The organism is Micromonospora sp. NPDC002296 (assembly GCF_040296145.1).
Taxonomy (GTDB): domain Bacteria; phylum Actinomycetota; class Actinomycetes; order Mycobacteriales; family Micromonosporaceae; genus Micromonospora.
On sequence record NZ_JBEOWQ010000010.1, the window covers coordinates 12,881 to 31,699 of the forward strand.

The window sequence follows — 18,819 nt, forward strand, 5'->3', positions numbered from 1 at the left end:
GGTCGGCGTCACGCGCCGACGAGGTCGTAACCGGCCTCGTCGACGGCGGCGCGCACGGTGTCGGTGTCCAGCGGGCCCTCGCTGGTGACGGTGACCCGGCCGGCGGCCAGTTCCACCTGGACGTCGCTGACGCCCTCGATCGCGCCGATCTCGGTGCTGACCGAGGTGGCGCAGTGCCCGCAGGTCATCCCCTGCACCTGGTATGTCGTGGTGATCATCGCGATTCCCCTCTCCTGGCCCACCATACCCCCGGGGGGTAATCGTGAGGCGGACCACAGCCATCTCCGGCCATCCCGATACCCATGGGGGGTATCGCTGCCGGAAAGAACCGTAGCATACCCCCTGGGGGTAGGTTATCCTCGATGCCATGACCGCACCGACGCCCGCCCCGACCCGGGGGTACACCGCCAGCAAGGACCAGTTGCTCGCGCGGCTCCGCCGCGTGGAGGGCCAGGTCCGCGGCATCGAGAAGATGGTCGACGAGGACCGCTACTGCATCGACGTGCTCACCCAGATCTCCGCGATCCAGGCCGCCCTCGAAAAGGTCGCCCTCGGCCTGCTCGACGGGCACGCCCGGCACTGCATGCACGAGGGCGCGGCCGAGGGCCGGGCCGACGAGATGGCCACCGAGATGATGGCCGCCGTCGGCCGCCTCATGAAGCGCGGCTGACCGCGCCCGCCGCCGCCCGATCCCGTCTTCCACCGCCGGGCCCAACCCAGTCCCGTGGCCAGGACCGGCCTCCGGCTCGCCGCCCGGGACCGGGGGCGGGCCGGAGAGACCCGCCCCCATCACAAGGCCCCCGGCGTCAGAGCCTGGCGAGGATCTTGTTCATGGCGTCGATCTCGCCCTGCTGGGCGGTGACGATCCCCTGGGCCATCGCCTTGGCCTCGGCGTGCGTGCCCTTCGCCAGCTCCTCCTTCGCCATGGTGATCGCACCCTCATGGTGGGCGATCATCATGGTCAGGAACTGCCGGTCGAACTCCGAGCCGGTCGCGCCCGCCAGCCTGGTCATGTCCGCGTCGGACATCATCCCGGGCATGCCGTGGTCCATCCCCGGCATCCCGTGCCCGGGCCCGTCCGACGACGGGACGGGGCGACCCCACCCGGTGAGCCAGCCGGTCATGGTCGCGATCTCCGGCCCCTGGGCTCCCTTGATCTGAACGGCGAGGCGCTTGACCTCGGCGTCGGCGGCCCGGGAGCCGGCCAGCTCGGCCATCTCCACCGCCTGCCGGTGGTGCGGGATCATCATCTGGGCGAACATCACGTCGGCGTCGCCGAACGTGGCCGCCCCGCTCGCCGGTGCGCCGCTGGTCGAGGCGGGCGGCGTCTCGTGGCCGGAGGAGGTGTGGTCGGCGGAGCCGCAGGCGGTCAGGGCCAGGGCTGCGATGAGCGCCCCGCCGGCCAGGGCGGCGCGGCGCGCGATCGTACGAGTGGTCACGGTCTGGATCCTTCGATGTCGAGTGCGTACGTGGGCAGGACGGGGACACGGGCCGCCGGCAGCAGGGGCCGGGCGCCCGCGTCGGGGCGTCCTACGTACGCGACACCGAGATCTCGGCCAACCACAGTCCGATCGGCCGGGGCGGTGGGGCACGCGGACCGGCGGGCGACCCGGCGGGCCGACGGGCGGACGGGCCGACCGACCGCGCCCCGCTGAGCAGGAGCACGGCCACGAACAGCGCCACCGCGAGCGCGCCGAGCACCGCCAGGCAGATGCTCCAGCCGGGCGGGCCGGCACCGGGATCGCCGGCGGGCAGCAGCCGCGTGGACGAGCACCCCGCCACCGGACAGCCCTCGGGCAACACCCGCATCGCACCTGCCAGCGTCACGCCGACGCGGAGCGCGGCGTCTGCCCCGACATCGACCACCGGAAGGGCGGTGCCGGTCGGTTCGGCCGCATGGGCGGCAGCGCCGGCCGCGCGCAGGGCAGCGTCGGCCGCGTGGAAGGCCGCGCCGATGGCCACGGGAAAGGCCGCGCCGGTCGTGGCGGTCACGGCGGAAGCGCCGCTCGTCGTGGCCGCGCGATAGGAGGCGGCCGGGTGCGCGTCGGGAGACCCGGCCCGGTCGTGACCGCCGTGGCCCCCGCCGCCGTGCGCGCCGTGGCCGAGAGTGTGCATCGCGGCCAGCCCGACCAGGGTGCAGATCAGCAGCGCGAGCCGGGCCCATCGCCCGGTGGTCAACACCGTCGCCGTCCGCACCCGGTCCACGCTAGCCTGTCCGGCCGGGAGCCCGGGCCGAACACGCCACGAGCGGCCGCACCGCCGCCTACCGGGTCCCGGCCGGTGTCGGCGACCGGACCCCGCACCCGGGGCGGGCCGACCGACCCGGAGGCCAGTCGGGGCACGTCCGGCGGGCCGAATCGGACGGGCGATCTGCGTTCTCAGGTGGGGATGGCTACCATTTCGGGCGATGGTCGCCCGGATTCCGCACCGCCCGCCCCGCGTACCCCGCCGGGCGGCACCGACTCGGCGGCCGGTGCCGGCCCGCCGCAGCGTCCCGCCCCGTGTTCGCCGTGCGTGACGGCGCGGGCACCGCGAGGAACCTTCCCCCGCCGAGTCCGACCCGACGGGTCGGACCTCACCGGCCACGGCAGCGAGGACGCCACCACCCTGTCGATGTTCCGGGGCGACGTGGACCTGCACGGCCTGCCGCTGGCCGGCATCATCATCGGCTCGCTCGGGGTGCTCGACGACGTCACGGTCACCCAGGCGGCCACGGTGACCGAGCTGGCACACGCGAACCCGGGGCTGTCCCGGTTGCAGCTCTACCGGGCGGCCGGGCACACATCGCGTCCACGGGCCGGGCGGGCGGGGACGGGGACGCGCCGGCCTCGCGTACCCCCGTCGCGGCCCGGCACCCGGCGGAGCGGGACCTCGCGTTGGAGGCGCTCAGCGGCGGGCGGCCCGACGACCAATTTTCCGGCGGGCCGCCCGCCCCGCCGATTCCCCGGCCCGGTGGGCCGGCCGAGAAGGGAGCACGGACAGCGCATGGTGACACTCCGCAGCGTGATCGAGATTGGTCTCACGCGTGAGAATCACGTCACTGACTACCGAAAGCAATTACAAAATAACGCTTTTAGTCGGCATCCGGACGTAGATCCCCACGAGGACTGTCGGGTAACCTCGCTGCCGGTCACCGCCGAAGGCGCGCAGCGGCGCCTGCGGTGCCGCCGCCCAATCGCCGCGAGGCGAGCCGGGGATCCAGGTACCTGGGGTGAATCCGCGACAGCGGTAAGGGCCACTTCCGCCCCGAACCCGTCAGCTAACCCGGTCGGCGGTCGATGGAAGGGAAAACTGTGACGGCACCCCTGCGCCGCTGGCTGGCACCCGTGGCGGCCGTGTTCGCCGCGCTGGCGATCCTCGCCGGGCCGGCCACCCCGGCGCTGGCCGCGCCCTCCACCCCCAAACCCTCGGGGCACGAGGAGGACGACGAGCCCAAGCTGATCACCGACGTCATCGAGGCCGCCAATCGGGACTTCACCCAGGCCAAGGCGAAACTCGACAAGTCCAAGAAGCGCCAGCTCCAGCTCGCCATGGAGGTGAAGCGGGCCGAACAGGAGCTGGAAGCGCTCGCCCCGCAGATCAGCGAGATGGCCGCCCAGTCGTACCGGACCGGGCGGATCGGCCCGATGGCGGTGCTGCTGGAGAGCGGTGCCCCGGACTCGTTCGTCGAGCGCGCCACCGCCCTCGACCAGCTCAATATGATCAACGCTCGGAAGCTGGGCGAGGTCAACGAGGCCAAGAAGGACGCGGAACAGGCCAAGCTCGCGCTCGACGCCGAGATCCGCGAGCAGCTGAAGCAGACCGCGATCATGGCGAAGAAGAAGCACGACGCCGAGAAGTCCCTCGCACTGGTCGGCGGCAAGGGTTTCACCGGCGGGCTGGTCAACGCCACGTCCCCGGTCGCGAAGATCGCGCCGGGCCGGAGCTCGGACGGCGACTGGCGCCCCGAGTCGTGCAGCGAGAACGACCCGACCACCTCCGGCTGCATCACGTCGCGCACGCTGCACGCGTACAAGGAGACCAAGAGGGCCGGTTTCCACCGGTTCGTCGGCTGCTACCGCCCGGGCGGGCCGTGGGAGCACCCCAAGGGTCGGGCCTGCGACTGGTCGCTGCAGAAAAGCGGGTTCTCCCCCTGGCACAACAACGACACCCGGATGTACGGCAACAACCTCGCCGCGTTCCTCATCCGCAACGCCGACCGGCTCGGCATCTACTACGTCATCTGGAACCGGCAGATCTGGTTCCCGGCGACCGGCTGGAAGTCCTACAGCGGGCCCTCCGACCACACCGACCACGTGCACATGTCGCTGCTCTGACGACGCCGCCACGCGATCGAGGGCCGTCCCGCACACCTGCGGGGCGGCCCTCGCCGTGCCGTGGCTCTACGAGCGTCTCAGGCGGCGGCCGGGGCCGCCGGGGCGGCCCCCTGGAGCAGGGCGGCTCCCGGGGGCGGGGTGGGCGCGTCCTGGGCAGCCGGGGCCGGGGTGACGGCCGGGGCCGGGGTGACGGCCGGGGCCGGCGGGACGGCCGGGGCGAAGCCGGCGGGCACCGCGGCCACCGTCCGCACTCCGCCCGCGCTGAGCCGGTACGACATCCCGACCACCGCGCACCGCCCGGCGGTGACCTCGGCGGCCAGCACGGGCGATTCGGCGAGCATCGCCTCGACGGTCTGCGCGATGTGGATGTCGACGATCCCGTTGATGTCCTCGACCCCGCGCTCGGCGGCCCGCCGAAGGCTGGGCACCACGGCGTCCACCACGGCCCGCAGGTGGCCGACGGGCGGGGTTCCGGTGCTGGCCGCCGCCCGGGCCGCCTGCACGGCGCCGCAGGAGTCGTGGCCGAGCACCACCACCAGCGGGGTGCCCAGCACGGTCACCGCGTACTCCACGCTGCCCAGCACCTCGGGGCCGACGGTGTGCCCGGCGGTGCGGACCACGAAGAGGTCGCCCAGCCCTCGGTCGAAGATGATCTCGGCGGCCAGCCGGGAGTCGGAGCAGCCGACGATCACCGCGAACGGGTGCTGGCCGTCGGCGACGGCCGCCCGGTGGCCGGCGTCCTGGTTCGGGTGGCGCGGCATCCCGGTGACGAACCGGTGGTTTCCGGCATGCAACTCCGCGAGGGCCTGGCCGGGAGCGAGCGGGCCGAGATCGCCCGGGCGAGCGGCCGGCGACGGGTCGGCCCGTCCCAACCCCGCCTCGGTCATCGACATGCTCGAATGATTCATGCCCCACCACCTTGCCCTTCGGCCGCACGACCAGTTCCTCCACCGTCACACGCAGCTAAAGGCACGTCAAGCGTTACGTGATACGCATTTCATACGTTGGGAAGTTCTTGCCCCCGGCCCCGATGCGGCAGCGGCACGCGAAGGCCACCCCCACGCCCCGATCCGGCCGGGACCGCAGGGGCAGCCGGCCGCCCAGGGGAGTACGCGGGGCGGCCTCGCCATAGCATGTCGGACATGACGACGACGGCTGGCGCGAGCGGGAGCACCCGGAACTGGACGTTCCTCACCAACCACGCGCACGTGCTGCTCGCCATCGCCCGGAACCCGACCGCCCGGCTGCGCGACGTCGCGGACGAGGTGGGCGTCACGGAGCGGGCCGCCCAGGCGATCGTGGCGGACCTGGAGGCCGGCGGCTATCTCCGGCGTACCCGGGTGGGCCGGCGCAACGAGTACACGGTCAACCCGAGCGGCCACTTCCGCCACCCGGCCGAGTCGGACCGTCAGGTCGGCGACCTGCTCGCCCTCTTCACCGGGGAGCAGACCGGGAAGGCCGCCGACTCCTGAGCCGCCGGAGCCCGTGTCCCCGCCGGGGGCGGCGCGGCGGTACTCTCTGCCGGTGCGCGGGAGCTACCCGGCCAGGGGGATGGCAGTGAACGGGCGTACCGGGCGGGCGCGGTCCGCGCTCCTGTGTGGACTCGCGGCGGCGCTGCTCGGCATCGCTGTCCCGCCCCCCGCGCCGGCCTGGGCCGCCCCGGTGTGCGGGCCGAGCGGGAACCCCGCACCAACCGAGACCCCCTGGGCGCTGTCCCGGTTGGACCCGGCTGCGGCGTGGCGGATCACCCGCGGCGAGCGCGTCACCGTGGCGGTCATCGACTCCGGCGTCTCGGCCACCCACCCGCTGCTGCGCGGGCAGGTGCGCCCCGGGCGGGACTTCAACAACCTGCCCTCGCGCGAGGGCCAGTGCGACGAGGCCGGGCACGGCACCATGGTCGCCGGCATCATCGCCGGCCGGGAGGGCACCGGCTCGCCGTTCACCGGCATCGCCCCGGCCGCCCGCATCCTGCCCGTACGCGTGCTGCCCGACACCAAGCGCACCAACGACGAGAACCTGCCGGCGCAGATCGCCCAGGCCATCCGCTGGGCCGTCGACCAGGGCGCCGACGTGATCAACCTGTCGCTGGTCACGCTGCCCCGCCCGGAGCTGGCCGCCGCCGTCGAGTACGCCCTGGACAACAAGGTCGTCGTGGTGGCCGCCGCCGGAAACCGGCAGGAGCAGCAGCAGAACCTGCCCGCGTACCCGGCGGCCTACCCCGGGGTCATCGCCGTCGCCGGGGTCGACGAGCAGGGCGGCCACGTCGGCAGCTCGGTCAGCGGCGATTACGTGGACATCGCCGCGCCGGGGCTGAACATCCTCGGCCCGGCGCCCCGGGGGCAGGGGTACCTCGCCGAGCCGCAGGGTGGCACCAGCTTCGCCGCCGCATACGTCTCCGGCGCAGCCGCGCTGGTCCGCGCCGCGTACCCGGATCTCGCCCCGGAACAGGTCGCAGCCCGGCTCACCCGCACGGCGGACAACCCGCCGGACGGACACAACGCCCAGGTCGGGTACGGGGTGGTGAACCCGTACCGGGCGGTCACCAGCCTGCTCGGCACGCGCACCGACCCGCCGCCGGGGGCGCTGGCCGCACCGGCCCCGCCCGGGGACCCGCTGGGCTGGCAACGGTCCGTGGCGGTCTGGGTGGCCGTGGTGGGCGCGTTGCTGGCCGGTGTGCTGCTCGCCGCCAAGCCGATCCTGGTCCGGGGCCGGCGACGCGGCTGGCGGCCGGGACGCCGGCCCACCCCCGCACAAGGATCATGAGATCGTCGCCCCGGCCGCGAGGCGGGGCCGGCAACCCCATGATCGACCTGTGCGGGGGTGGCGGTCAGCGAAGGATGCCGGGGCCGCCGTCGCCGCCCGCGCCCCAGATGTCCTCGTCCTCCTCCAGCCAGGTGTTGCGCGGCTGCTCCTCCTCGGCGTAGCCGGCGCCGCCGTGGCCCGCCCCGGCCATGCCGCCCCGGCCGGCCATCGCGCCGCCCGGTCGACCGGCCCCGGCCGCGGCCTTGCCGCCCGCGCCCCGGCCACCGGCACCGCCCGCCATGCCGGGGGACATCATGCCGCCCACGCCGGCCTTGCCGCCGAGCCGGCCACCCGCGCCCTTTCCGCCCGCGCCGGCCGCCCCGCCGCCCATCATCGGCGGCAGCCCCGGGCTGACCGCCTTGCCGAGCGCACCGCCGCCGGGAATGCCGCCGCCCACGCCGCCGCCGGACAGGCCGGCGCTGCTGCCACCGCCCAGCCCCGAACCACCCAGCCCGCCGCCCGCACCGAGTCCGGTGGTGGTCGGCGCGCCGGCGCCGGCCAGGCCGGTGCCGTAGCCGTCGTCCAGCCCGCCTGGGCCCGGGTAGTCGGTGTCGGGGAGGTTCCCCGTGCCGATGCCCGGCGTGGACAGGTCGGGGTGGACGGTCGACCCGAGGTCCGGACCGCCGCCGAGGTCCGGCAGCTTGCCGACGTCGGCCGTGGGACCACCGCCGATCCCGCCGGTGCCCGGCATCCCGCCGACCTTCGGCACACCGCCGCCGCCACCGCCACCCGGGCCACCCCCCAGATCGGGTACGTCCGGCTTGAGATCCGTGCGGGTGCCCGGGGTCACCGAGGTCGGGGCCTCCATCGTCCGGTCCCTGAAGTTGTCGTTCACCTCGTTGTAGGCCTTGCGGGCCTCGCCCTCCTGGTCGGAGAACCAGCCGGTCACCCAGTCGCCGAGCTTGCCGAGCTGCTCGACGGGCCAGCTACCCATCAGGTCCGCCTTGACCCGGGTCTCGAAGAGCCCGACCCCAAGGGTGACCTCGCCGTTGCGGGCCGCCATGACGTCACCGACACAGGCCGCCGGAATCGGCATCTTGCTCTGCGCCTGCTCCAGCTGGCTGGCTGCCGTCTCCAGGGTGGTCACGATGCTGACCTTGCCCCGGCCGGGGCTGTCGACGTCCTCGACGATGGTTTTCGCGCTCTTCGCCAACCCCTCGATGTGCGTCTTGAACGACTCGTACGCCGGGCCCTTCCAGACCACGCCGATGTCCTTGACGTTCGTCTCCAGGCTCTCCCGGACCTGATCGAGGTTCTTGATCAGTTCCTTCCAGCCCAGCGCGGCGCTCTGCACGTCGGCCGGCCGGCCCTCGACGAGCACCTCGCGGGCCATGTCCTCCCAGCTCTTCCCCACGTCCCGTTACCCCCGCTCTAGCTGTCGCCGCCGCGGGCGGCATCGTTGAAGGCCTGCTGCATCTCCTGGGCCGTCATGGCGTTCGCGCCCTCGGCGGTCTCGTAGTTCTGCTTGACCGTGCGCAGCGCCTCGGCGGCCGTGTACAGGTTCTCCGAGAGGGTGCGCAGCCCGCTCTCCGTGCTGGCGTACACCTGCTGGTGCTGCTGGGCCAGTTGCTTGGCGTACTGGAAGCCGCCGAGCGGCCCCTTGCCCGCCATGGCCTGGTCGCCGCCGAGCTTCTCCTTGATGTCGACCATGTCGTAGGAGAGCCGGTGGAGGTAGCCGGCGTGCGTCTCCAGCCAGATGATGGCCGAGTCGATGCTGCCGGCGTTCCACTCGGTCTCGACGCCCTTCTCGCCGCTCCCGGCGACCAGCCCGGACGGCGTCTCGGCCTGGTCCACGCCGATCCGGTCGAAGCTCATCCCACGGATGTCGCCCACCCCGGGAAACATCGGGTTGACCGGAATCGGGACGGCGAAATCGACGTTCACCCGGTCCGGATCGTTGTCCTCGTCGCTCATGATGCCCTCCCCTGGCCCCGTGTCTACGGTGTCGGTGTCAACGCGGCTGCGGGTCCGCCGGGGGAACCCCGGCCGGCCCGCCGCCCGGCTGCGGGCCCGGCCGGCCCGCCGGCCCGTACGGCTGCGGGGCCGTCGGCTGCCCGAGCGGTCGCGGCTGGTGCGGGTGCTGCTGGTGCGGCCAGGGGCTGTGACCCGGTGGCGGCCGGCCGGGCGGCGGCGGTGGGCCGCCCACCCGGGCCTGCGGCACGCGGCGCCGCGCCGCCCGCCGGTTCACCACGATCAGCACCACGACCACCGCGCCCACGAGGAGCACCGCGAGCAGGCACAGCCCGAGCTGGATCGGTGCGTTGTCGGCCAGTCCGACGGAGATCGCCGGCCCGTCGTCGCCGTCCTCCCCGCCTTCGCCGGAGGCCGCCGGGGGCGTCGGCGAGGCACCGGTCAGCAGCGGGTTCGCGTCGACCTTCGGCACCGAGCGGGTCAACGCGGCCAGCACGTCGACCGAGCCGAAGCCGTACTCCGGGTCGCGACCCCGGGCGCCCTGGTCCCGCGCGGTGCGGATCAGCCGGTTCACCACGTCGGCGGCGTCGAGATCGGGATAGCGGGACCGCACCAGCGCGGCGATCCCGGAGACCACCGCCGTCGCGTCGCTGGTCCCGTCGGTCACGCCGTAGCCGTTCGGCGAGACCGGTGGCGGCACCGGGCCGATGATCCGCTCGCCGGGTGCGGCCAGCCCCACCTCCGGGCCGGTGACCGACCCGCTCCAGAGGGACCCCGTCCTCCCGGTGGCACCGACGGCCAGGACGCCGGGAACGTTGGCCGGCAGCGGCACGGCCCGGTCGGTGCGGCGGTTGCCGGCGGCGGCCACCAGCACCGCCCCCTTGCCGAGCGCGTACCGCACCGCCTCGGTGACCTGCGGATCGTTGCCGGTGGCACCGACGGACAGGTTGATCACGTCCGCGCCGTGGTCGGCGGCCCAGCGGATGCCGCCCGCGATGTCCCAGTCGCGCGGCAGGCCGAGGGCCACCGGCAGGATCTTCGCCTCCGGCGCGATCCCCAGCTGGTGCATGGAGCCGCCGCCCCGCCCGGCGATGATGCCGGCCATCTTGGTGCCGTGGCCGTTCTCGCGGTCCGGGTCGGAACGACCGTCGGCCGGCACGTCCTTCGAGAGGGAGGTGCCCCGCAGGACCTGGCCCTTCAGATCGGGATGTGCGGCGTGCACCCCTCCGTCGACCACGGCGACGGTGACGCCCTTGCCCTTGGTCAGCTTGTGCGCCTCGGGGATGCGCAGCGTGTCGAGGTACCACTGGAGGCCGCGTACCGTGTCGGCGGCGCGGACCGGCGCGGGCCCCACCAGGAGGCCGGCTCCGGCGGCGGTTACCAGCGCCAGCACGGCGCCGGCGGACCGCAGCAGCGGCCGGCGGTGCTTCCCCGTACGCATCGCTCCCCCAGGACCCTCGTCGACCCGTCACGCAGAACGGCTCCGGTCCGGTCGAGCCGGACCGGAGCCGCGCCGGTAACTATCTCAGCTCCAGACCTTGGAGTTGCTCATCTCGGTGCTGACGTAGTTCGCGCGGGCGATGCCGACGGCGCCGCCGATCTCGTTCAGGATCTTGTTGATGTCCCGGACGGCGGTGTCCCACTGCGCCTGGTGCTGCTGGTAGGCGACGCGGTCCTCGCCCTCCCACTGGAGCCTGGTCAGCATGCTCCGCAGCGTGTCGAGCTTCTCGTCGAGAGTCCGCGCGATGGCCGTCATCTGCTGGTTGCTGCTCTCGAGGACAGCGTAGTCAACCTTGATCGTCACGATTTCCTCCTCTGCGCCTGACTGCCGGTCACGGGTTCAGAGCAGAGTGGAACTTGTCCAGCATCTGCTGCTGCTCTTCGTCGTTGACCTGGTGGGTCGTGCCGGACTTGTCGAGCAGGTCGGCGATGTTGTCCATCGCCGTCAGCAGCAGCCCGGTGTCCTCGTTCCAGCGCTTCATGAGCATCTGGAAGCCTCCGGACGCCTGCCCCTTCCAGGCGATCGCCAGGTCGTCAACCACGCCCAACAGCTTCTTCAGCTCGCCGTCGACCTCGCTACGCGTGGACCGCACGTCATTCGCCGCGGTATGAAGAGTCGATGCTTCGACCTCGAACGCCATGCTTCACACCCCTCCGTCATCGTTGTGGCGGCGGAACTCTGCCGCGCCTTCCCCCGCCGCAAGGCAACCAACCCCACCGACGGACACTCTGGATGAGACGGTAACCGATTCCGTCCAACCGGCGCAGCCCTGGCTCCCTACCGTCGCTCCCGGGCAGATGGGAACCACGGCGGGCTCCGGTGCGGACCGTGCGGCGGACGCGGAACCGATCCGGACCGCCGCCGGCCTCAGGACGGCCGGGAGTACGACTTCACGTGCATCACCACGCCCGCCACCAGCAGCACCACCAGCAGCACCACGCCCGCCCAGAGCACCGGCTTCTCCAACGCCCGGTCCAGCACCACCGGGATCAGCGCGGCGACGCCGGTGAGGAGCACCGCCTCGCTGGCCCGCTTCGCCCAGGTCACCCGGGCCAGTTGGGCGACCAGGGCCAGCCCGAGGAAGACCGGGATGGTCACCAGGCAGTACACGAAGAGCCCCAGAACCACTCTGGCCATGTCGCCGCCTCTCGGTCACTCGTAGAACTTGGAGTCCTGAACCCAGTCGATCTTGATGTCCTTGATATCGGGATCCGAGCCGGTGGGCGCCCAACCCGGGCGGGAGTCCGACACGAAGGCGAACCGGTTGTTGCTCTGGAACCCGGCCATGACGGCGGTGAACATCGAGCTGATGTCCCCGAAGATCAGCGCGAGGATGGCCACGCTCACCGTCATCCCGGCCACCCCGATCGCCTCGGCGATGGGCGCGGTGGGCGGGAACGCCTGGAGGGCGACCGACGCGATCACCGCGATCAGGATCGGGATGAGCGCCTCGACCAGCGCGTCCACGGCGTCGTTGAAGGCGTCCCGGGCGGAGGTCAGGGTGTCCTTGTTGGCGCTGAACGCCTCGGCCAGCGAGTTGATTTCCGCCCCGAGCTTCCGGAGGAAGAGCTCGAACGCGTCCCGGTCGTCGAAGTCCCACTCGGTGTCGGACGGTGGCACCTGATCCAGCGCCGCGCCGAACTGGTCCCCGCCGAGCAGGCGCGCCGCGTCGCCCCAGTCCTTGATGGACTTGTTGACCTCGTCGTTGTCGAACGTCTCAAGGTAGGCGATCATCACCCCCAGGACCCCGGCGCCGACCAGCCAGACCCAGTTGGCCCGGGCCGCGGGGAGGAGCCCCCGCACCGGCGCCGTCGTAGTGGCGACCGTGTGCGTGCCGGTCACCGCTCCGGACGCGTTGGCGATCAGGAGCTCCGCCATCAGTTGTTCCCCCCGTCATGCGGCCGGCCGGTCACTTGACCACCCACGGCTGGTCCGACTTCTCCCAGTTCTTGGCGGTCTGCTCAAGCTGCTCGGCCGCCTTGTTCAGGTGCGCGATGCCGGTCTTCACGTTGTCGAGGTGACCGTCGACCGAGGCGTTGTGGGCCTGCACGGTCGTGTCACCGAAAAGGGTCAGCGACCCGCCCGGCAGTTTCACGCTCTCCAGCAGTGCCTGCACGTTGCGCAGATACTGGATCGGGCCGTCCGCGGCGGCGAGCTTGGTGCTCGCCTTGCGGATCGCGTCGACGTCGACCTTGTTAGCCACCGTGTCTCCTCCCGGCTCAGCGGCGCATGCCGCGGAACGGATCGGCCAGGTCCACCCCGAACTGGCGGAACCAGTCCTCCGGGGCGAGGGTGCCCTCCTGGGCCTGGCGGACCAGCTCGGAGCCGCCGAGCATATCGGTCAGCAGCTCCTGCTGGCGCTCACCGAAGGCCGCGTACGCCGCGTCGACGGCGGCCTGAAGCGACTCCGCGAGGGAGAAGCTGTCCAGCCGCATCGCGCGGGCGTTGATCTCGATGTCACCGACCTTCATCTCGCCGTTCACCGTGACCTGGACCAGGCCGTCCGGGCTCTCCCCGGTCACCCGCAGTTCGGCGCGCTGCCGCTGGAACTCGGCGAGCCGACGTTGCTGCTCCTGCGCCTGGCGCAGCATGTTCTCCATGGCGCCCCCGGCGCCGCCGTAACCCCGCGAAGTGCTCACCACGGTCCTCTCTTCACAAGCGACGATCGGCCCGACGCTACCGGAGGAATGCCCGACGTCCGACCCTAGGCCGGCTCGGACCAGGCCGTCTGGATCAGCTGCTGACCGTCCCGCCGGCGCACCAGAGTGCCCCGGCCCGGCGGCTGCGGGCTGGGCCGCAACGTGCCGAAGACCGCCCCCTCCTCCCGGTTGCCGGACATCAGCAGGCCCGGGGAGTCCAGCTCGCGGAGGCGTTGCAGCACCGGCTCGTACAACGCCCGCGCCACGCCGCCCACGCGGCGGGTGATGATCAGGTGCAGGCCGATGTCGCGGGCCTGCGGCAGCAGTTCCTGCAACGCGCTGAGCGGGTTGCTGCCGCCGGAGGCGACCAGGTCGTAGTCGTCCACCAGGACGTAGAGGTCCGGCCCCTTCCACCAGCTCCGGTCGCGCAGCTGGGCGGTGGTGACGTCCGCCCCGGGCAGCCGGTTCGACAGGGCGCTGCGGATCGACGCGAGCCCCTGGCCGAAAGCCTGGTTGGACGGTGCGTAGTCGAGCAGGTGCTCACCCTCCACCGCGCCCAGCAGGCCGCGCCGGTAGTCGGCGATGACCAGCCGCGCCTGCGCCGGGGTGTACCGCTCGACGATCCCCTTGGCGATCACCCGCAGCAGGTTGGTCTTGCCGCACTCGGCATCACCGAAGACCGTGAGGTGCGGCTCGGTCGCCAGGTCCAGGTACACCGGGGCGAGCGCCGACTCGTTGACACCGATCGGCAGGCCGGGCGCCGACCGGTCGGCGACCCGGGTCAGCTCGTGCAGCGGCAGGCGGCGCGGCAGCAGCCGGACCTTCGGGGCCGGCGTGCCCGGCCACGCCCGCGCCACATGCCCGGCCAACGCGACGGACGCCTCGGTCAGGTCGTCGACGTCCCGGCGGCCGTCGATCCGGGACACCGCGGCCATGAAGTGCAGCTTGTCGCGGGTCAGGCCGCGGCCCGGGGTCTTCTCCGGGACGTTCTGCGCGGCCCGGCGGTCGATCTCGGACTCGGTCGGGTCGCCGAGCCGCAGCTCCAGCTTGGTGCCGAGCAGGTCCCGCATGCTCATCCGGATCTCCGCCCAGCGCACCGCCGTGACCACCACGTGTATGCCGAAACCCAGCCCCCGGTTGGCCAGGTTCGTGATGGTCTGCTCCAGCTCCTCGTACTCCTGGCGCAGCGTGTTCCAGCCGTCCACCACGAGGAAGACGTCGCCGAACGGGTCGTCGGTGAACTCGCCGGCCGTCCTACGGCGGCGGTAGCCGGCCACCGAGTCGATGCCGTGCTGGGCGAACCGCTGCTCGCGCTCGTCGATGATCCCGACCACCTCGGCGACCGTCCGACGGACCGCCTCGGTGTCCCGCCGGCCGGCCACGCCTGCCACGTGCGGCAGCCCCTCAAGGCTGCGCAGCGCGCCGCCGCCGAAGTCGAGGCAGAAGAACTGCACCTCGCGCGGGGTGTGGGTGAGCGCCAGCGAGGCCAGCATCGACCGCAGCATGGTGCTCTTGCCGCTGAGCGAGGCACCGACGATGACCACGTTGCCGCCCGCGCCGGCCAACTCCACCATCATCGGGTCGCGCCGCTGCTCGTACGGGCGGTCGACCACGCCGACCGGGACGGTGAGCCGGCCCCGGCCCTGCCAGCCCGATGTGGTTAGGCCGTACGTCTTGTCGACGGCGAGCGGGCTGAGCAGGTCGAGCAGGCTCGGCGGCTCGGACAGCGGCGGCAGCCAGACCTGGTGGGCCGGGCGGCCCCGGCCGGCGAGCTGGTCGATCAGCACGTCGAGCATCGCCACGGCCTTGCCGTCCGCCGGCTGCTCCGGCTCGTCCACAGGTTCCACCGTCAGCTCCGGGGCGCGCACCGGCACGAAGTCCGTGCTGTACGGCACGATTCGCCGCTGTACCAGCGCCTGCGACGACTTCTGCTCCCCCGGCGCCCGGTACGGCCCGGACACGTACGCGGCCCGGAACCGCAGCATGGTGGTGGTGTCGGTCTTCAGGTACCCGTGGCCCGGGGCGCTGGGCAGCTCGTACGCGTCCGGCACGCCGAGCACGATCCGGCTCTCCACCGCGGAGAAGGTGCGCAGGCCGATCCGGTACGACAGGTGGGTGTCCAGGCCGCGCAGCTTGCCCTCCTCCAGCCGCTGGCTGGCCAGGAGCAGGTGTACGCCGAGCGACCGGCCCAGCCGGCCGATCATCACGAACAGGTCGATGAAGTCCGGCTTCGCGGCGAGCAGCTCGCTGAACTCGTCGCAGATGATGAGCAGGCTGGGCATCGGGTCCAGCGGCTCACCGGCGGCCCGCGCCTTCTCGTACTCGAACCGGGAGACGTAGTTGCCGGCGGCGCGCAGCACCTCCTGGCGGCGGTTCATCTCGCCGGCCAGGGCGTCGCGCATCCGGTCGACCAGGGGCAGCTCGTCGGAGAGGTTGGTGATCACCGCGCTGGTGTGCGGCAGCGCGTCGAGCGAGGCGAACGTCGCGCCGCCCTTGAAGTCGACCAGGACGAAGTTCAGCTCCTCCGACGAGTGGGTGACCGCGAGCGCGGCGACCACCGTACGGAGCAACTCGCTCTTGCCGGAGCCGGTCGCGCCGATGACCAGGCCGTGCGGGCCCATGCCCTCGTGCGCGGACTCCTTGAAGTCCAGCTCGACGACGTTGCCGTCCGGGCCCACGCCGAGCGGGATGCGCAGCCGGTCCCGTTGGCTGCGCGGGCGCCAGGTCCGCTGGGTGTCGACCGTGGCGGCGTCGCCGATGCCCAGCAGGTCGGGCAGCTCCGTGCTGCGGGCCAGCGGCTCGTCGGCGCTGGCCTGCTGCTGGGAGAGCCGGTAGGGGGCGATCTGCCTCGCCAGTCCCTCGGCCGCGGCCACGGTGAGCCGGTCGGGCTGGCCCAGCCGCGACACGGACGCCCCCCGGACCAGGTCGAGCGCGGCGCCGTCGCCGACGTCCAGGCAGAGCAGCCAGCGGCCGGCGTCCCGGGGGACGGTGCCGGACAGGTCGACGACGGTGGTGCCGAGCAGGCTCGGGCCGGTCAGGTGGCAGGTCGCGGCGACCTCGCCGCCGTCGATCAGCACCACCACGTGCGGCGCGGTGGTCAGCGGCTTCGCCTCCGGGGAGAACCGGGGCCGGCCGGCCAGCTCGTCGGCGAGGGACTCCTCGGCCTCGGCGAGGGTGGCGAAGACCAGCCGGCGGGCGCCCGCCGCGTCGGCGCGGCCGGGGTGCTGGGCGTGCGGCAGCCACTTCACCCAGTCCCAGGCCGGCTGCCGCTCCGGGGCGGCCACCACCGCGACGACGAGGTCGTCCGGGGCGTGGAAGGTGACGAGTTGGCCCAGCGCCGCCCGGGCCAGGTCGAGCACGGGCTCGCGCTCGCCGCGCAACACCACCCGGGAGAACGCCCGCACGGACAGCGCGGTGGGCAGGCCCGGCACCGTCGAGTGGGCCCGGACGAACCGGCGCAGCGCGATCGCGCTCATCGGCTCCAGGTCCTCCACCGGTTTGGTCTCCGGCGGCACGATCTCCACCGCGAGCCGCTGCGGGCCGACCGCGATCCGGGCCTCGCCGAAGTCGTCCTCGGTGACCCGCCGTTCCCAGAGCCGGCGGGACGCGGCGATCGACCAGAGCGCGTCGGGCTCCGGGTGCCGCCAGGCCATCGCGGCCCGCTGCTGCTCGGCCGCGCGCCGGGTGCGCTTGCGCATCTGGGCGAGGTAGCGCATGTAGTCGCGGCGCTCGGCGTTCAGCTCGGCCTTGTCGTTGCCGCCGTTGCTCAGTGACCCGAGCGCCATGCCGAGCATCGAGACGCCGAACAGCCCGCCCGCGACGTACGTCATCATGCCGCCGCCCCGGCCGGCGTAGAGGAACGCCATCGCGCCGACGCCGCAGACCATCGGCAGGATCATCAGTAGCTGCCCCATCCCCCGAGGGGTCTGTTCGGGCAGCTCGGGCGGGGACTCCAGCAGCACCTCACCACGCGGCAGGGCGGGCCCCGATTGGCGCGGAAGCCGGCGGAACACCACGGTGCTCACGGCTGTCTCCTCCCCAGAAGCGGCCCGGACACCGACCGGCACGGCGCGAGGTGCGGCCGGGGGGCCACGACGACCGAGCGCAGGCCGTCGGGTGGGCATCGTACGTGGACGCCATCGTAGGTAATCTCCCGTGGGCGTCGTGGACCCACGGGGCGGTGCCGCCCCGGTGGGGTGGAGCGTAGGCGAGCGCGAGGAGGCCACAGTGGCGACGAAGACGGCGGCCGGTGGTCTGAGCCGGATCACCATCGTGGCGCCCCGGACCCGGATGGACCTCGCCCTCCCCGCCGACGTGCCGCTCGCCGACCTGCTGCCGACCCTGCTCCGGCACGCCGGGGAGGACCTCGCCGACGACGGGGTCCGGCACGGCGGCTGGAGCCTCGCCCGGCTCGGCGGGCAGCCGCTCGACGGTGGCCGTACCGCCGCGCAGCTCGGCCTCCGCGACGGCGAGGTGCTCTACTTCACCCCCCGTGTCGCGGCGGCCCCGGAGATCGTCTTCGACGACGTGGTGGACGCGGTGGCCACCGCGACCAACCAGCGCCCGGGTAGCTGGCAGGTGGGCACCACCCGCTCGTTCTCGGTGCTCTTCGCCGCGGCGGCCCTGTCCGCGGGGGCACTGGCGGCGCTGTTCGCCGGCCCGCCGCAGCTTCCCGGCGCGATCGCCGCCCTGCTGGTCGCGGTCGCCCTGGTGGTCAGCGCCGCGGTGCTGTCCCGGGCCGCCGGTGACAGCCGGACCGGCTCGGTGCTCGCCCTGGCCGGCATCGGGCACGCCGCGACCGGCGGCCTGCTGGTGCTGGCCGGTGACCGGACGCTGACCGGGCTGGCCAGCCCGCACGTGCTGCTCGCGGCGACCGCCGTGGTGGTGTTCGGTGCGGTCGCGGCGCTGGCGGTCGGCGACCGGCTCCCGCTCTTCTTCGGCGCGACCGCCGTCGGCGCGGCGGTGGGCCTCGGCGCGGTGGTGAGCCTGGCGTTCTCCGTCGGCGCTCCGGCCGCCGCCGCGGTGGTCGCCACGGTCGCGTTCGCCACCCTGCCGGCCCTGCCGATGGCGTCCTACCGGCTGGCCCGGCTGCCCGTCCCGTCCATCCCGACCGGCCCGGACGACCTGAAGACCGACACCGAGACCGTGGACGGCCGCCAGGTGCTGCGGCTCAGCGAGCGGGCCGACGCGTTCCTCACCGGCCTGCTGTGGACGGTGGCGCTGCTGGTGCTGGGCGGGGAGGTCGTCCTCGCCGTCGACGGCCGGCTGCCGTCGACGCTGCTCTGCCTGGTGCTGGCCCTGCTGTCGCTGCTGCGCGCCCGGCCGTTCATCGGTCGCGCCCAGCGCGTCCCGGTGCTCCTGGCCGGCACCGTCGGGCTCGGCCTGGCGGCGGCGGCCACCTTCGCCGCCGGCTCCACGGCGCTCCGGCTCGGCGTGGTCCTCGGCGGCCTGGTCGTGGCGGCCGTGATCAGCCTGATCTACGGGCTGACCGTGGCGGGCAAGCGGATCTCGCCGGTCTGGGGCCGGCTCCTGGACATCGTCGAGATCCTGCTGATCATCTCGTTGGTCCCGCTCGCGGCCTGGGTCTGCGGCCTGTACGGCTGGATCGTCAACCTCCGTCCCTGACGGCCCACCCGTGACAGCCGGGCGA

At 73.3% G+C, this 18,819-nt stretch carries 18 protein-coding genes, 2 pseudogenes and 1 riboswitch; of the genes and pseudogenes, 6 read left to right on the top strand and 14 right to left on the bottom strand.

Translation table 11 applies throughout. The features are described 5' to 3' along the window. Window positions 1-8: 8 nt before the first annotated feature. The gene (locus tag ABT023_RS10950) at window positions 9-218 is read right to left on the bottom strand and encodes a heavy-metal-associated domain-containing protein (protein ID WP_350884048.1); all 210 of its coding nucleotides are present in this window, start codon (window positions 216-218) and stop codon (window positions 9-11) included. 149 nt (window positions 219-367) lie between these two features. Here ABT023_RS10950 and ABT023_RS10955 point away from each other — a divergent pair, with 149 nt between their 5' ends. Further along, the gene (locus tag ABT023_RS10955; protein WP_350884050.1) at window positions 368-670 is read left to right on the top strand and encodes a metal-sensitive transcriptional regulator; all 303 of its coding nucleotides are present in this window, start codon (window positions 368-370) and stop codon (window positions 668-670) included. Window positions 671-806: 136 nt separating this feature from the next. On the opposite strand, the gene ABT023_RS10960 is transcribed toward ABT023_RS10955, so the two are convergent. Further along, complete coding sequence (locus ABT023_RS10960; RefSeq protein WP_350884052.1) at window positions 807-1,439, bottom strand: DUF305 domain-containing protein; 633 nt, start codon at window positions 1,437-1,439, stop codon at window positions 807-809. Between the two features lie 91 nt (window positions 1,440-1,530). After that, the gene (locus ABT023_RS10965) at window positions 1,531-2,196 is read right to left on the bottom strand and encodes a hypothetical protein (protein ID WP_350884053.1); all 666 of its coding nucleotides are present in this window, start codon (window positions 2,194-2,196) and stop codon (window positions 1,531-1,533) included. A gap of 378 nt (window positions 2,197-2,574) precedes the next feature. Here ABT023_RS10965 and ABT023_RS10970 point away from each other — a divergent pair. Together ABT023_RS10970 and ABT023_RS10975 are read left to right on the top strand one after the other, a co-directional pair. Then, window positions 2,575-2,790 (top strand): annotated as a pseudogene (locus ABT023_RS10970) (YibE/F family protein); the annotation flags it as partial. 368 nt (window positions 2,791-3,158) lie between these two features. After that, window positions 3,159-3,290: riboswitch (cyclic di-AMP (ydaO/yuaA leader) on the top strand. A 3-nt stretch (window positions 3,291-3,293) separates the two neighbouring features. Beyond that, the gene (locus ABT023_RS10975; protein ID WP_350884055.1) at window positions 3,294-4,316 is read left to right on the top strand and encodes a coiled-coil domain-containing protein; all 1,023 of its coding nucleotides are present in this window, start codon (window positions 3,294-3,296) and stop codon (window positions 4,314-4,316) included. Window positions 4,317-4,504: 188 nt separating this feature from the next. Here the strand turns inward: ABT023_RS10975 and ABT023_RS10980 are convergent. Beyond that, window positions 4,505-5,203 (bottom strand): annotated as a pseudogene (locus ABT023_RS10980) (carbonic anhydrase); the annotation flags it as partial. A gap of 246 nt (window positions 5,204-5,449) precedes the next feature. Here ABT023_RS10980 and ABT023_RS10985 point away from each other — a divergent pair. After that, window positions 5,450-5,788 (top strand): helix-turn-helix transcriptional regulator, encoded by a 339-nt coding sequence (locus ABT023_RS10985; RefSeq protein WP_502890638.1) that lies wholly within the window; start codon window positions 5,450-5,452, stop codon window positions 5,786-5,788. Window positions 5,789-5,840: 52 nt separating this feature from the next. Then, a complete protein-coding gene (gene mycP / locus ABT023_RS10990; RefSeq protein ID WP_350884059.1) occupies window positions 5,841-7,079 on the top strand; it encodes a type VII secretion-associated serine protease mycosin in 1,239 nt (412 codons plus the stop codon). 64 nt (window positions 7,080-7,143) lie between these two features. Here the strand turns inward: mycP and ABT023_RS10995 are convergent, their stop codons facing one another. From ABT023_RS10995 to eccCa, 10 genes are all read right to left on the bottom strand, one after another. Further along, window positions 7,144-8,472, bottom strand: coding sequence for a WXG100 family type VII secretion target (locus tag ABT023_RS10995; RefSeq protein WP_350884061.1), 1,329 nt, complete (start codon window positions 8,470-8,472; stop codon window positions 7,144-7,146). A gap of 17 nt (window positions 8,473-8,489) precedes the next feature. Beyond that, complete coding sequence (locus ABT023_RS11000; protein WP_350884063.1) at window positions 8,490-9,032, bottom strand: hypothetical protein; 543 nt, start codon at window positions 9,030-9,032, stop codon at window positions 8,490-8,492. A 37-nt stretch (window positions 9,033-9,069) separates the two neighbouring features. Next, complete coding sequence (locus tag ABT023_RS11005; RefSeq protein WP_350884065.1) at window positions 9,070-10,470, bottom strand: S8 family serine peptidase; 1,401 nt, start codon at window positions 10,468-10,470, stop codon at window positions 9,070-9,072. An 84-nt stretch (window positions 10,471-10,554) separates the two neighbouring features. Then, entirely contained in the window at window positions 10,555-10,833 is a 279-nt protein-coding gene (locus ABT023_RS11010) for a WXG100 family type VII secretion target (RefSeq protein WP_350884067.1), read from the bottom strand. A gap of 28 nt (window positions 10,834-10,861) precedes the next feature. After that, a complete protein-coding gene (locus tag ABT023_RS11015; protein WP_350884069.1) occupies window positions 10,862-11,170 on the bottom strand; it encodes a WXG100 family type VII secretion target in 309 nt (102 codons plus the stop codon). 227 nt (window positions 11,171-11,397) lie between these two features. After that, window positions 11,398-11,667 carry a hypothetical protein gene (locus ABT023_RS11020; RefSeq protein ID WP_350884071.1) on the bottom strand — a complete coding sequence of 90 codons (270 nt, stop codon included), beginning with the start codon at window positions 11,665-11,667 and terminating at the stop codon, window positions 11,398-11,400. Window positions 11,668-11,682: 15 nt separating this feature from the next. Continuing rightward, window positions 11,683-12,408: a hypothetical protein gene (locus tag ABT023_RS11025; RefSeq protein WP_350884073.1), complete on the bottom strand. Its 726-nt coding sequence runs from the start codon at window positions 12,406-12,408 to the stop codon at window positions 11,683-11,685. A gap of 31 nt (window positions 12,409-12,439) precedes the next feature. Then, a complete protein-coding gene (locus ABT023_RS11030; protein WP_350884075.1) occupies window positions 12,440-12,733 on the bottom strand; it encodes a hypothetical protein in 294 nt (97 codons plus the stop codon). 16 nt (window positions 12,734-12,749) lie between these two features. Next, window positions 12,750-13,169, bottom strand: a complete 420-nt coding sequence (locus ABT023_RS11035) for a YbaB/EbfC family nucleoid-associated protein (RefSeq protein ID WP_350884077.1) — start codon at window positions 13,167-13,169, stop codon at window positions 12,750-12,752. A gap of 65 nt (window positions 13,170-13,234) precedes the next feature. Beyond that, the gene (gene eccCa, locus ABT023_RS11040; protein ID WP_350884079.1) at window positions 13,235-17,194 is read right to left on the bottom strand and encodes a type VII secretion protein EccCa; all 3,960 of its coding nucleotides are present in this window, start codon (window positions 17,192-17,194) and stop codon (window positions 13,235-13,237) included. 202 nt (window positions 17,195-17,396) lie between these two features. On the opposite strand from eccCa, the gene eccD reads away from it, so the two are divergent. Next, the gene (gene eccD / locus ABT023_RS11045; RefSeq protein WP_350884081.1) at window positions 17,397-18,794 is read left to right on the top strand and encodes a type VII secretion integral membrane protein EccD; all 1,398 of its coding nucleotides are present in this window, start codon (window positions 17,397-17,399) and stop codon (window positions 18,792-18,794) included. The last annotated feature ends 25 nt before the right edge of the window (window positions 18,795-18,819 follow it).